Origin of the sequence: Arthrobacter sp. PGP41, assembly GCF_002953935.1 — a bacterium.
Taxonomy (GTDB): Bacteria; Actinomycetota; Actinomycetes; order Actinomycetales; family Micrococcaceae; genus Arthrobacter.
Window position 1 is genome coordinate 2,929,192 of record NZ_CP026514.1, and the last position, 12,648, is coordinate 2,941,839.

A 12,648-nucleotide genomic window follows, 5' to 3' on the forward strand; every position below is an offset into this window, starting at 1 on the left:
GGGGATTTCTTTGTGTACGGCATGGATGCCCGGGTATTTTTAGCCCCGGGCCGCAGCCGCCGCCCTGGCTGCGGCCGGCAGTGCATCATAGATCCGGTTCATGGCGGCGTCGTCGTGCGCGGCGGACAGGAACCACGCCTCAAAGACCGACGGCGGCAAATACACCCCGGACTCCAGCATCGAGTGGAAGAACGGCGCGTAGCGGAAGCTCTCCTGCGCCTGGGCGTCAGCATAGTTGTGGACGCCATTGGCTGAGGTGCCGAAGGCCACCGAGAAGAGGTTGCCGGCAAACTGGATCGAGTGGTCCACCCCGGCGGCGTCCAGGGCACCTGACAGGGCAGAGGAGAGTTCCAGCGAGCGGACGTCAATGAAGGAGTAGACATCGCGGGTGGCATGCGTCAGCGTGGCCACGCCGGCCGCCATCGCTACCGGGTTTCCGGACAGTGTTCCTGCCTGGTACACCGGGCCGGTGGGCGCGAGGTAGTCCATGACGTCGGCACGCCCGCCGAGGGCCGCCGTCGGCATCCCTCCGCCGATGACTTTGCCGAAGGTGAGCAGGTCCGGCGTCCACGGCTCTGCTGCGTCCGGCGCCCCGCCGGTCAGGCCCCAGTAGCCGGAGTAGCCGGTGCGGAACCCGGTGAGCACTTCGTCCAGGATGAGCAGCGCCCCGTGCTCGCTGGTGATGCGGGACAGGCCAAGGTTAAAGCCTTCCTCGGGTGTCACCACGCCCATGTTCGCCGGCGCTGCCTCCGTGATGACAGCGGCGATGTTGGGCCCGTGGGCGGCGAAGGCTTCCTTGACGGCGGCGAGGTCGTTGTACGGCAGCACCAGCGTTTCGGCAGCCGTGGCCTCGGTGACGCCGGCGGAACCCGGCAGGGCGAGGGTGGCGACCCCGGACCCGGCGGCTGCGAGGAGCCCGTCCAGGTGGCCGTGGTAGCAGCCGGCAAACTTGATGATGAGGTTGCGTCCGGTGAAGCCGCGGGCCAGGCGCACGGCGGTCATGGTGGCTTCGGTGCCGGTGGACACCATCCGGAGGCGTTCGACGGCGGGAACGCGGTCCTTTACGATTTCCGCCAGGTTGGCCTCGTCCGGGGTGGACGCTCCGAAGGACAGGCCGCGGTCCACGGCGGCGTGGACGGCCTCCAGCACAGCAGGGTGGGCGTGGCCCAGCAGCGCCGGACCCCAGGAGCAGACCAGGTCTACGTATTCCTTGCCGTCGGCGTCCGTGAGGTACGGTCCCTTGGCGGAGACCATGAAGCGCGGGGTACCGCCCACGGACCCGAAGGCGCGGACCGGTGAGTTGACCCCGCCCGGCATCAGCTGGCGGGCGCGGTCGAAGAGTTCCTCGTTGCGAGGGTTGCTGGCAGTCATGGTTCCTATTCTCTCAGTTGGCCGGCGCCGGGTGCGTCAGGTGCCGAGCAGTTCAGCCACGCGCGGCGCCACGGCCGTGCCCAGCAGCTCGATGGAGCGCATCATGGCGGAGTGCGGCAGCGGCCCGTTGCTGTATTTAAGGTCGAAGCGGTCCACGCCCAGGTTCTGCTTGAGCAGCACGATCTTGCGCGCCACCGTTTCCGGGGAGCCGACATACAACGCCCCTTCCGGAGCGCACAGCGCCTCAAACTCGCCCCGTCCGGCAGGCCCCCAGCCCCGTTCAGCGCCGAGCTTGTTCCGCAGCTTCAGCCAGTGCGGGAAGAGTTCCTCCCTGGCCTGCTCGTCGGTCTCCGCCACGTGTCCGGGAGAATGCGTGGCAACCTGCTGCATCGGGTGGCCGTACTTGGCCATGGCCTCGCGGTACAGGTCCACCAGCGGCCGGAAGCCACGCGGCTGCCCGCCGATGATCGCGAAGATGATGGGATAGCCGTATTGGGCGCACCTCAGCACGGACTCGGGGGTGCCTCCGACGCCGATCCAGGTGGGCAGCAGGTGCCGCTCGAGGGGCGGGTACACGCTCAGCCCGGCCACGGGCGGCCTGGTACGGCCCTGCCAGTGCACTGGTTTCTGTGCCCGCACCTTGTCAAAGAGCTCGAGTTTTTCCTCGAACAGGAGCTCGTAGTCAGCGAGGTCCAGTCCGAACAGCGGGAACGACTCGATGAAGGAGCCGCGGCCCAGCATGACTTCAGCGCGGCCGTTGGAAAGGGCATCCACGGTGGAAAAGCGCTGGAACACGCGGATGGGGTCATCGGAGCTCAGGACCGTGACGGCTGAGCCCAGCCGGATCCGGGTGGTCCGGGCGGCAGCGGCGGCGAGGAAGACTTCCGGCGCGGAAACCGCATAGTCCTTGCGGTGGTGCTCGCCCACGCCAAAGGCATGGAGTCCTACAGCATCCGCCATCTGGGCCTCTTCAAGCAGTTGGCGCAGCACCCGGGCATGCGGCTGAGGGCTTCCGTCCGCATTCTCGCCGACGTCGCCGAACGTGTTCAGGCCCAGGAGTATCCGGTCCGGTGCCACTGGGGCGGTGGGACTCTCCGGAACAGAGACGGACCGGGGCGTCGCGGAGCCAGCCATCAGGACTCCTTCAGCCAGCCGGCCAGTTCGGCGGCCCAGTAGGTCAGGACCATGTGGGCGCCGGCGCGGCGGATGCCCAGTACCGATTCGGTGATGGCGGCGCGCCGGTCGATCCAGCCGTTGGCGGCCGCGGCCTCGATCATCGCGTACTCTCCGGAGATCTGGTAGGCGGCCACCGGCACCGGACTCATGGCGGCGACGTCTGCGACGATGTCCAGGTAGCTCATGGCGGGCTTGACCATGACGACGTCGGCACCCTCGGCGAGGTCCAGTTCCACTTCGCGCAGGGCCTCGGTGCGGTTGCCGGCGTCCATCTGGTAGGTCCGCCTGTCACCCTTCAGCTGGGAATCAACGGCTTCGCGGAACGGGCCGTAGAACGCCGACGCGTACTTGGCTGCGTAGGCGATGACGGAGGTGTTGGTGTGCCCGGCCTGGTCAAGGGCGGACCGGATCGCGGCAACCTGGCCGTCCATCATTCCGGAGGGCCCCAGCATGTGGGCGCCGGCGTCTGCCTGGGCCACGGCCATCCGTGCATAGATCCCAACCGTGCGGTCGTTGTCCACGTAGCCGTCGGCGTCGAGCACTCCGCAGTGCCCGTGGTCCGTGAACTCGTCCAGGCACACATCGCTCATGACCACCAGGCTGTCCCCGACCTCGGCACGCACGTCCCGGATGGCCTTGTTCAGCACCCCGTCCGGGTCAAGCGATGCCGTTCCCTCGGCGTCGCGGGTTTCCGGGATGCCGAACAGCATGATTCCGCCGAGCCCCAACTCCACGGCCTCCGCCGCGGCGCGCTTCAGGGTGTCGGTGGTGTGCTGGACAACCCCGGGCATGGAGGTGATCGGGTTGGGTTCGGCCAGGCCTTCCCGGATGAAGGCCGGAAGAATCAACTCGGCGGGGGCCAGGCGGGTTTCGGCGGTAAGCCGGCGCATGGCCGGCGTGGTGCGGAGGCGGCGGGGGCGGTCGCTGGGAAAAGTCATGATCCTGTCCTTTGGCTTTGGTTCAAGCGGTAGTGGGTGTCCGTGGTGGGCATCCCCGGGTCAGGGCGGCTTCCCGCCTGCGTCTTGTTCCGGCTGGAGGGCTGCCGCCACGGCAGCAACAAGCCCGGCCGGCGTAGGCCGGGCCGCCGTGGCAGCCACCGGCAAGCCAAGCGCGGAAGCCTGGTCCGCCGTCGGCCGTCCGATCGCCACGAAACGGCAGCGGCCCAGGGGAAACAGCTCATGGAAGCGCCGCGCGGCGCTGGGCGAAGCGGCGATCACGGCGTCGATGCGTCCCGCGGCGAGTTCGGCGGCGGCGGTTGCAGGGGTCAACAAGGCGTACGACGGCGGCTGATTCTCCCCTGCTCCGTCCTCCGCCGGGATGGCGAGCCTGCGCTCCGCTGCCGCCGGGTAGTCCACCGTGCGGTAGGCCATGACGGCGGTGACGCTGCCGCCGGCCCCTGAAAGTCCCTCCGCCAGGCGCGGCGACGCGATGTCCGCCTGCGGCAGCAGGACCTTGCCGCCCCCGTCCGGCCACACGGACAGCAGGCCGGCGGCGGACTGATCCTCCTCCGGCGCCAGGGCCACAGCAACGCCATGAGCCTCCAGGAGCCTGCGGGTCGCAGCGCCCACGGCTGCGATGCGGGTGGCAGCCGGGATCCAGCGGGCCAGCGCCAGGCCGCGTTCGGCGGCCTTGGCAGCGAGCACATGGACCGTGGTGGCGCTGCTGACTACCAGCCAGTCGAAGGCCCCGGCGGCCAGGGCATCGCAGGCAACGTCAAGGGAATGCTGGTCCGGAGCCCGTTCGAAGTCGATCAAGGGCAGCAGCAATGCGTCGGCTCCAGCCTTCCGCAGCGCCTCCACGAGGGGCAGCGAGCGCTCCGGGCTGCGGGTGATGAGTACCCGCGCCCCCGCCAACGGTGCCTTGGGCATGGCCGGGATCAGGAAGCCTGGAGGTCCGCTATGTCAGCGGCGCCGGCGGCCAGGAGTGCCTCGGCGAGTTCGATGCCGAGCAGTGTGGCACCCACCTCTGTCAGTCCGTCGGTGGCGCGCTTGTCCCGGACGGAGGCGGTGCCGTCCACGGCACACACCACTGCCTCCAGGTGGAGCAGGCTGCCCTTGCGGTAGGCGTAGGCGCCGACGGGCGCCGCGCATCCGGCCTCGAGCCGTGCGAGCAGGGCCCGTTCAGCAGTGACGGCCAGCCTGGTATCCGGATCATCCAGCGCGGCCAGCGCCTGCGCCAGGACTTCCTTCGAACCTTCCGTGGAGCCGGGCCTCGGCGGAGCGTCCGCAGTGCGGCACTCGATGGCGAGCGAGCCCTGGCCCGCAGCGGGCAGCATGACGTCCGTTTCGAGGAACTCGCTGACCGTATCCAGGCGGCTGATGCGTTCCAGGCCTGCGGCTGCGAGAACCACGGCGTCCAGGTCGCAGGACTTGCCCGGAACCACGTCGCTGACGGTGTTGCCCGGCAACCCGGGAACCCGCCCCAGGCGGGTGTCCACGTTGCCGCGGATGTCCACGATCTCCAGGTCCGGGCGGGCGGTGCGGAGCTGGGCTGCGCGCCGCGGCGAACCGGTACCCACCCTGGCGCCGGCGGGGAGGTCGGCCAGTTTCAGCCCGTCGCGGGCACACAGGACGTCGCGGACATCGACGCGCCGCGGGGTGGCCGCGAGGCTGAGCCCCACTGCCGCTCCGGTGGGCAGGTCCTTGAGCGAGTGGATCGCGACGTCGCATTCGTTCCGCAGGAGCGCATCACGCAGGGCGGCAACGAAGACGCCGGTGCCTCCCATCTGCGAGAGCGAGCCGGTGAGGACGTCGCCGTCGGTCCTGATGTGGACGAGTTCCACCGGAAAGCCTCCAACGGCGGCAAGCTGGTCCGCCGTCTGCTGCGTCTGGGTGAGCGCCAGCTTGCTGGCACGGGTGCCGATGCGGACCGTCACTGCTGCGGCGCTCCCCCGGAAGAGGCCGGCTGCCCCGCCCCGGCTTCGCCGGGATAGGGGTCGTGCCCCGTGCCAACGGTGGTGTCTGCTCCGGCGATGGTGGGCTTCTCGCCACGGAAGTTCGCGCAGCAGCCCGGCCGGCAGACGTCGTACCAGGGGCCCAGCTCCGTTACGGCCGGACGGTCGCTGATGTTGTTCGCCACGGTGCGTTCGGAGACCAGGTCCACCAGGCCGCTGACGAATTTGCGGTGCGTGCCCGGCGTGGGGACGCGGGTAGCGGCAAGTCCAAGGTTGGCGCAGGTTTCCAGGGCTTCGGTGTCAAGGTCCCAGACAACTTCCATGTGGTCGCTGACGAACCCCAGCGGCACGATGACGATGCCCTTGACGCCCTGGCCGGCCAGTTCCTCGATGGCGTCGTTGATGTCAGGCTCAAGCCATGGCACGTGCGGGGCGCCGGATCGTGACTGGTACACCAGGGACCAGGGGGCGGCCAGGCCCGATTCCTCTTCCACACGCCGGACGACTGCAGCCGCGGTGGCAAGGTGCTGGGCCACGTAGGCTGAGCCTTCCTCGAACTCGCGGGGTTCTCCTTCGGACCGGCCTGCCGCTTCCGCGTCCCGGGTGGGAATGGAGTGGGTGGCGAACAGGATCTGGACGGGCGCATCGGGAGTGCCGGCCGCGGCGAGCTTTTCCCGGACGTCGGCGAGGCCTTCAGCGGTGCCCTCAATGAAGGGCTCCACGAAGCCGGGGTGATCGAAGTACTGGCGCACCTTGTCCACTTCCAGCCGGCCGTCCAGGCCGGTTTCCGTCAGGGCCATGCCGATGTCCTCGCGGTACTGGCGGCAGCTGGAGTAACAGGAGTAGGCACTCGTGGTGATCATCAGCAGGCGGCGGTGGCCGGCGTCGTACGCGTCCTGCAGGGCCTGGGCGATGTACGGCGCCCAGTTGCGGTTGCCCCACAGGACGGGCAGGTCGATCCCCCGGGCGGCGAGTTCCACCTCCAGGGCAGCCTTGAGCTCGCGGTTCTGCTGGTTGATGGGACTGATGCCGCCGTTGGCGCGGTAGTGGTGCGAGACCTCTTCCAGCCGCTCGTCCGGGATGCCACGGCCGCGGGTGACGTTGCGGAGGAACGGGATGACGTCCTCCTGGCCTTCCGGCCCGCCGAAGGAGGCGAGGAGCACGGCGTCGTAGTTCTTCGGCGCCATCCGTCCGGCTTCGGTGACCGGATTGACGGCGGCGGCGCTGCTGGAAACTGGCAGGTTCACGCGAGGACCTCCGCCACTTCGGCCGGGGAAATCCGGCGTCCGGTGTAGAACGGGACTTCCTCACGGACGTGGTTGCGGGCCTCGGTGTTGCGCAGGTGGCGCATCAGGTCCACCAGGTCCACCAGCTCCGGGGCCTCAAGTCCCAGGATCCATTCCCAGTCGCCCAGGGCGAACGAAGAAACGGTGTTGGAGATGACCTGGGGGAACTCCCGGCCCAGGAGGCCGTGTTCGCGAAGCATGGCGCCCCGCTCTTCCTCGGGCAGGATGTACCACTCGTAGGACCGGACGAACGGGTAGACGCACAGCCACTCCGCGGGAGCCACGCCGCGGGAGAACGCCGGGGTGTGGTTCTTGGCAAACTCGGCCTCGCGGTGCACGCCCATGGCGGACCATACAATCTCGGTGCCGGCGAACAGGCTGCAGCGGCGGATGTCCCGGATGGCCTGCTGCAGGGCTTCCGGTTTGGGGCCGTGGAGCCACACCATGACGTCGGCGTCAGCCCGCATGGCGGAGACGTCGTAGCTTCCGCGGTGGGTCACCCCGGCCTGTGCAAGCCGGTCCAGGAGGGTCTCGAAGTCAGCGGCGGCGTCGGCGCTGCGGATCAGGTGTTCGGAGCGCTTGAATACCGTCCAGAGGGTGAAAAACTGCTCGGCTGATTCTTCGGTTTTAGTGACAGATTCGGCAGAAGTGTGGCTCATGGTTACAAGTTTGCCTCCTTCTGCCCACCAAGGCGAAACCAACGACTTCTACAGGCGGTAGAAGTGGTTAATGTCACAGTCCGCCCGGGGCCGCGTGCGGCATCGCCGGTTCCGGCTACGGCTTCCGCATCCGGAAGTAGGCTGCACCGGCCGCGGCAGCAAGGCCCACCAGGCCAACACCGAGCCCGATCATCACGGCTTCCAGTTCCGGCTGCGGCCTGACGATGGCGCCAGCGCTCTGCGCTGCACTGCGGGGAACGCCCGCGGCCTGCGGAACAGGGCCTCCGGCTTCCTGCGCTGCGGCGGCGGCAGCATGCGTAGCGGCCGCGGGAACTGGCGCTTCGGGTCCGGCCGCGGGTTCCCCTCCGGGCCCGGGCTGGCCGGCCCCGCCTTCGCCGGCCGGCAGTTCAATTCCGGACGGGTTTCCGCCGGCCGTCCCTGCCGCAGCGCCGTTCAGCTGTCCGCCGGGTTCCGACGCCGGCACGGGCACGGGCACCGCGCCGGAAGGCGCGCCCTGGGCGGCGGTTTCCGGGATGGGGGCGGCAGGTGCCGCGGCTCCGGGAAGTTGCTGGGCCTGGAGGTCCGGCGATGGCGAGGATGGGACCGGAACGGTTGCCGCCGGAGCCGTCGCGGCAGGGAGAAGCGGAACGTCCGACGGCGTCGGGAAGGGTATCGACGGCAAAGGTGTCGCAAGTGCCACGGAACCGGTGGCGGGAGCCGTGGTCACGGCCGGCGCCAGGGAAGTACTGACCGCCGGAAGAAGCGCCGTGGGGACTGACAGTATCGACGGGGCGGCTGCCTGCCGCGCTTCCTTCCCGCCCCGGTTCCGGCCGGGAGCGTTTTGGCCCGCGGCGGCGGCATCGCCGCCGGGCTGCGGAATGCCCTCATCACCTTGGGACGCGGGAACGCCTGTTGTAAGGACCAGTACCGCTCCGACTGCCGCAGCCGCAGTGCCGCGCCGGAGTCCCCCATGGATACCGGTCCGGGACGTGAAAAGTTCGGACCTGTTGTAAACCATAGTCATCGACCCTAGCCACATCGGAAGCGGAAAAGAAAACCGGCGAAGTACCCGGCCGCCACGCCTGGGCGGCGCCGTGATGCCCTGCTGCGCCGCTGACCAGTGGCAACACCTAGCGGACCAGGCTCCGGATCTGTTCGTTCGTGTCGGAGACCACTGCGGCAAGCCCGTTGCCGGCCACCCAGCCCCCCACCACGGCCAGGTTCCCCGCCGACGCGCAGGCTGCCCGGATATCGGCTACCCGCGCTTTATGGCCTACGGCGGCGAAGGGCAGCGACCCGCGCCAGCGGACCACGTCCCAGTCCAGCAGGTTTTCCCTGGTGATGGGGGCGCCCAGCAGGGCACGGGCATCGCGCAGCGATGCTGCCAGGAGTCCTTCGTCCGTGTCAGGGCCACCGGACTGTTCCCCGGCCCCGTCCACGCGCCCGTACGAGAGCCGGACCACGTGTCGCCCCGGACCGGCGGCGTCAGCCAGCCAGTCCCACTTTCCGGTCGCGTGCGTCAGCGCCTTCGCTTCAATACCGGGAGTCTGCGGTGCCACCAGAACGCCCGTGCCGCGCGGCCGGCGGTCCAGATCATGGCTTGCCAGGACCAGCGTGACAAGTTTGACGTCCGGGCCTGCCGGCGGCCGCTTCCCTGCAAGGCCGGGCACTGCGTCTTCAAGCAGTCCGACGGCGGCCGGACCGTCCACTGCCACTACCAGCAGGCCGGCGTCGAACGTTGCCCCTGCCGACCTGACGCGCCAGCCTTCAGGGGTGCGGGTCACTGACTCGGCCGGATTGTCCAGGAGCAGCGTGACTCGCCTGCGGCGGAGGTCGGAGACCAGGGCGGAAATGAGCGTGTGCATGCCGCCCACCAGCCCCGCAACGGCGGAGCCTGCCTTGGCCGGGCCGGCAGGTGCCGGCCTGTCGCCCTGCGCGGCAGGACCAGCCCCCATGCGGCGCTGGGCGGAGACGGCGGCGGCCAGGGATCCGTGGCGCCGCAGCCCCTCACGCAGCCCGGGTGCCACCATGTCGACGTCGAGCATCCCGGGGTCCGCCGAGTGGACGCCGCCCACCACCGGCGCCACCAGCCGCTCCAGGACGCGGTTGCCCATGCGGGCCTTGACCAGTGCGGAGACGCTGACAACGTCCTCTGTGGTCCCGACGGAAGCCGGAAGGAATTTATCGAGGGAGGCACGGAGGGTGCCGATGAGCCCCAGCGAACGCCGGACTTCGGGATCCCACGGGTTGGCCGGAATTCCCAGCACGCCTGTCTTGGGCAACTCACGCGGGCCGTCCGGGAGCTGGACCCAGGCTCCCCCCGGGCGGGGCGGCACGATTTTGGCGGACAGGCCCAGTTCAGCGGCCAGCCCGGACACAGCGTCGGACCGGGTCGCGAAGGATTCGGCACCGCTGTCCAGGGTCAGGCCGGCAACGGTGTGGCTGCCCACGCAGCCGCCCCATTCAGCTCCGGCTTCAAGGAGCGTTACCTGGTACCCGGCGGACGCCAGCCCGCGGGCGGACAGCAGTCCTGAGATGCCGCCTCCCAGCACCAGTGCCGTCCCGGTTGCCGGCGCACTGCCCACTGCCCTACTCCGGGGAGATGGAGTGGATGAGTTCAACCACCCGGGTGAGGACGGCCGGGTCCGTCTCCGGCGGAACTCCGTGCCCCAGGTTGACCACGTGCCCGGGAGCAGCCGCGCCCGCGGCTATGACATCGCGGACGTGGGCCTCAAGGATTTCCCACGGAGCAGGGAGCAGGGCGGGGTCGATGTTTCCCTGCAGCGGCACTGTGCCGCCCAGCCGGCGGTTCGCCTCATCGAGCGGAAGCCGGTAGTCCACGCCCACAACATCCACACCCACGTCCCGCATTGCCACCAGGAGCTCTGACGTTCCGGTGCCGAAGTGGATCAGCGGCGCCCCGAGGTGCCGGACATGGTCCAGGGCGCGGCCCGAGGCCGGTGCCACGTACTTGGTGTAATCCGCCAGGCCCAGGGAACCGGCCCAGGAATCAAAGAGCTGGGCCGCCGAGGCACCGGCCTCAAGCTGTGCCTGCAGGAACATTCCAGAGGCGTCCGCGGCCCAGTTGGCAAGGGCGTGCCACGTTTCCGGGTCAGCGTGCATCATGGTGCGCGGACCAAGGTGGTCGCGGGACGGCTTTCCCTCCACCATGTAGGCGGCAAGGGTAAATGGTGCACCGGCAAAGCCGATCAACGGTGTCTGGCCGAGCTCGGCCACGGTGAGGCGGACGGCTTCACGGATGGGTTCCAGCGATTCCCAGGTGAGCTGCGGCAGCGCTGCCACGTCCGCGGCAGTGCGGACCGGGGTGTCCAGGACCGGTCCCACGCCCGGAACGATATCCACTCCAACGCCGGCGAGCTTCAGGGGAATGACGATGTCGGAGAAGAAAATGCCGGCATCAACGTCATGGCGGCGGACGGGCTGGAGGGTAATCTCAGAAGCCAGTTCGGGGCGCAGGCAGGAGTCCAGCATGGCGACCCCTTCGCGGACCTTCAGGTACTCCGGCAGTGAACGTCCGGCCTGTCGCATGAACCAGACGGGACGCCGGGAGGGCTTGCCTCCGCGGTAGGCCGTGATGAGGGGTGAGTCTGCGGTGCGGCCATCCACCAGCGGGTGGTCTGCGGCGAGGGCGCCGGCAGCGGACGTGGCGGGGCTGGAAGTCATGCCTTTGATTGTGCCCAAAAATAGCTGCAAAAGATAACGACAAAGTGTCATGCGGGGGCCCTGCCGCCGCGCCGTGGCAGGAATCACAGCCCGCGCTCCCGTCCGGCAGCCCGGGGAGTTGTTCTACCGAGTAACGAAAAAGCTATGATTGACCTGCTGTGGTTCTTTTTTCATTGGTGGCTACACACGCCGACATCGATCTTGAGACCGTTGCTCAGTTGAGCAACGGTTCTTCGGAGATCGCCACATCCGCCCTCTCCGGATCGACGGCAGTGACGGGTGCGATAGTCCTTGCCACCTGCAACCGCTACGAAATCTACGGCGAAGCCGCCCGGCCTGATGATGTGGAGGCGGCCCGCGCCGCCCTGGTGGCCAAGATCAGCGAAACCAGCGGACTGAGCGAGCCGCTCGTCTCACGCTCCTTCAGCACGCGCACGGGCCCTGAAGTCAGCCAGCACCTCTTTGCCGTCAGCGCCGGCCTGGACTCCGCAGTGGTTGGAGAGCGGGAGATCGCCGGACAGGTGCGGCGAGCGCTGATCACCGCGCAGCATGAAGGCACGGCAAGCTCCGGTTTGGTCCGGCTTTTCCAGGCGGCGTCCAAGACCGCCAAGGACGTGGGAGCACAGACCGCCCTCGGTTCACGGGGCCTCTCGATCGTTTCCGTCGCACTGGACCTGGCCACTGATCTTTCCGAAAACCCGGACTGGTCCAGCAAGAAGGTTGTCGTTTTCGGAACCGGCGCCTACGCCGGAGCCACCATGGCGCTCCTTCGTGAACGCGGCTGCACCGACATCTCGGTTTTCTCCTCCTCCGGCCGCGCCGAAGGATTTGTTGCCACCCGCGGCGGTACGGCACTGGACGCCGATTCACTGCGGCCGGCGGTTGCGGCAGCAGACGTCATGATCGGCTGCAGCGGTTCCGACACCCGGGTGGAGGCCGACGAACTGGCCGAAGTCCGGGCCGACTCCCCGCAGCCCCTGATCGCCATCGACCTTGCGCTCACCCACGACTTCGATCCGGGCGTCGGCGAGCTTGACGGCGTCGAACTGCTCACCCTGGAATCGGTGCGCCTCGCCGCACCCCAGGAGCAGGCCGAGTCGCTGGCCCAGGCCAGCGGAATCGTCAGTGGCGCTGCCAAGGCGTTCGAGCAGGAACGCGAGGCCCGGTCCGTGGATTCCGCCATTGTCGCGCTGCGCCGCCACACCATGAGCGTCCTGGACTCCGAGATGGAAAAGGTCCGGGCCCGGCACGGCTGCACCGCCGCTGCCGAGGAAGTGGAGTTCGCACTCCGCCGCATGGTCAAGCAGCTTCTCCATGTGCCCACGGTGCGGGCCCGCGAACTTGCCGCCAACGGCCAGCAGGACGACTACGTGGCCGCCTTGGAAGCCCTCTACGGCATCACCGTGGAGCAGCCGGCAGTGGCAGCGCCGCAGGCTGAGTGCCCGGTGGACCACCGGGGCCTCGAAACCGCCTGACCCGCGCCCCCGGACAACCCCCTCTCACTTAATGCGCCTTCTCCGGCGATGCACTCTCACTTGATGCGCCTTCTCCGGCGATGCTCTCTCACTTGCCTGAGGAA

General features: G+C 68.9%; 11 protein-coding genes. 1 reads left to right on the top strand and 10 read right to left on the bottom strand.

What is annotated here, in order from left to right:
- Positions 1-39: 39 nt before the first annotated feature.
- The 10 genes from hemL to hemE form a co-directional block, all read right to left on the bottom strand.
- Complete coding sequence (hemL, locus tag C3B78_RS13290) at positions 40-1,371, bottom strand: glutamate-1-semialdehyde 2,1-aminomutase (protein WP_104998487.1); 1,332 nt, start codon at positions 1,369-1,371, stop codon at positions 40-42.
- A 36-nt stretch (positions 1,372-1,407) separates the two neighbouring features.
- Positions 1,408-2,505: an LLM class flavin-dependent oxidoreductase gene (locus C3B78_RS13295; RefSeq protein ID WP_104998488.1), complete on the bottom strand. Its 1,098-nt coding sequence runs from the start codon at positions 2,503-2,505 to the stop codon at positions 1,408-1,410.
- Positions 2,505-3,485: a porphobilinogen synthase gene (gene hemB, locus C3B78_RS13300; RefSeq protein ID WP_104998489.1), complete on the bottom strand. Its 981-nt coding sequence runs from the start codon at positions 3,483-3,485 to the stop codon at positions 2,505-2,507. Before hemB ends, C3B78_RS13295 begins: the two co-directional genes overlap by 1 nt.
- A gap of 60 nt (positions 3,486-3,545) precedes the next feature.
- Positions 3,546-4,415, bottom strand: a complete 870-nt coding sequence (locus tag C3B78_RS13305; RefSeq protein ID WP_104998490.1) for a uroporphyrinogen-III synthase — start codon at positions 4,413-4,415, stop codon at positions 3,546-3,548.
- A gap of 8 nt (positions 4,416-4,423) precedes the next feature.
- Positions 4,424-5,422, bottom strand: a complete 999-nt coding sequence (hemC, locus tag C3B78_RS13310; RefSeq protein WP_104998491.1) for a hydroxymethylbilane synthase — start codon at positions 5,420-5,422, stop codon at positions 4,424-4,426.
- Entirely contained in the window at positions 5,419-6,627 is a 1,209-nt protein-coding gene (locus C3B78_RS13315) for a ferrochelatase (RefSeq protein WP_199775420.1), read from the bottom strand. The genes hemC and C3B78_RS13315 overlap by 4 nt, the downstream gene beginning before the upstream one ends.
- Before the next feature lie 56 nt (positions 6,628-6,683).
- Positions 6,684-7,385, bottom strand: a complete 702-nt coding sequence (gene hemQ / locus C3B78_RS13320) for a hydrogen peroxide-dependent heme synthase (protein ID WP_104998493.1) — start codon at positions 7,383-7,385, stop codon at positions 6,684-6,686.
- Between the two features lie 115 nt (positions 7,386-7,500).
- Entirely contained in the window at positions 7,501-8,409 is a 909-nt protein-coding gene (locus C3B78_RS19710) for a hypothetical protein (protein ID WP_158677249.1), read from the bottom strand.
- A 106-nt stretch (positions 8,410-8,515) separates the two neighbouring features.
- Positions 8,516-9,970, bottom strand: coding sequence for a protoporphyrinogen oxidase (hemG, locus tag C3B78_RS13335; RefSeq protein ID WP_104998495.1), 1,455 nt, complete (start codon positions 9,968-9,970; stop codon positions 8,516-8,518).
- A 4-nt stretch (positions 9,971-9,974) separates the two neighbouring features.
- Positions 9,975-11,069 (bottom strand): uroporphyrinogen decarboxylase, encoded by a 1,095-nt coding sequence (hemE, locus tag C3B78_RS13340; protein WP_104999791.1) that lies wholly within the window; start codon positions 11,067-11,069, stop codon positions 9,975-9,977.
- Between the two features lie 158 nt (positions 11,070-11,227).
- Here hemE and C3B78_RS13345 point away from each other — a divergent pair, with 158 nt between their 5' ends.
- Positions 11,228-12,544, top strand: a complete 1,317-nt coding sequence (locus C3B78_RS13345; RefSeq protein ID WP_104998496.1) for a glutamyl-tRNA reductase — start codon at positions 11,228-11,230, stop codon at positions 12,542-12,544.
- Positions 12,545-12,648 lie beyond the last annotated feature (104 nt).

What these genes read in the sequence shown, in the direction of transcription:
- hemL (WP_104998487.1), bottom strand. Translation starts at nt 1,371, where the DNA reads ATGACTGCCAGCAACCCTCGCAACGAGGAACTCTTCGACCGCGCCCGC.
- C3B78_RS13295 (WP_104998488.1), bottom strand. Translation starts at nt 2,505, where the DNA reads ATGGCTGGCTCCGCGACGCCCCGGTCCGTCTCTGTTCCGGAGAGTCCC.
- hemB (WP_104998489.1), bottom strand. Translation starts at nt 3,485, where the DNA reads ATGACTTTTCCCAGCGACCGCCCCCGCCGCCTCCGCACCACGCCGGCC.
- C3B78_RS13305 (WP_104998490.1), bottom strand. Translation starts at nt 4,415, where the DNA reads ATGCCCAAGGCACCGTTGGCGGGGGCGCGGGTACTCATCACCCGCAGC.
- C3B78_RS13315 (WP_199775420.1), bottom strand. Translation starts at nt 6,627, where the DNA reads ATGGCGCCGAAGAACTACGACGCCGTGCTCCTCGCCTCCTTCGGCGGG.
- hemQ (WP_104998493.1), bottom strand. Translation starts at nt 7,385, where the DNA reads ATGAGCCACACTTCTGCCGAATCTGTCACTAAAACCGAAGAATCAGCC.
- C3B78_RS19710 (WP_158677249.1), bottom strand. Translation starts at nt 8,409, where the DNA reads ATGACTATGGTTTACAACAGGTCCGAACTTTTCACGTCCCGGACCGGT.
- hemE (WP_104999791.1), bottom strand. Translation starts at nt 11,069, where the DNA reads ATGACTTCCAGCCCCGCCACGTCCGCTGCCGGCGCCCTCGCCGCAGAC.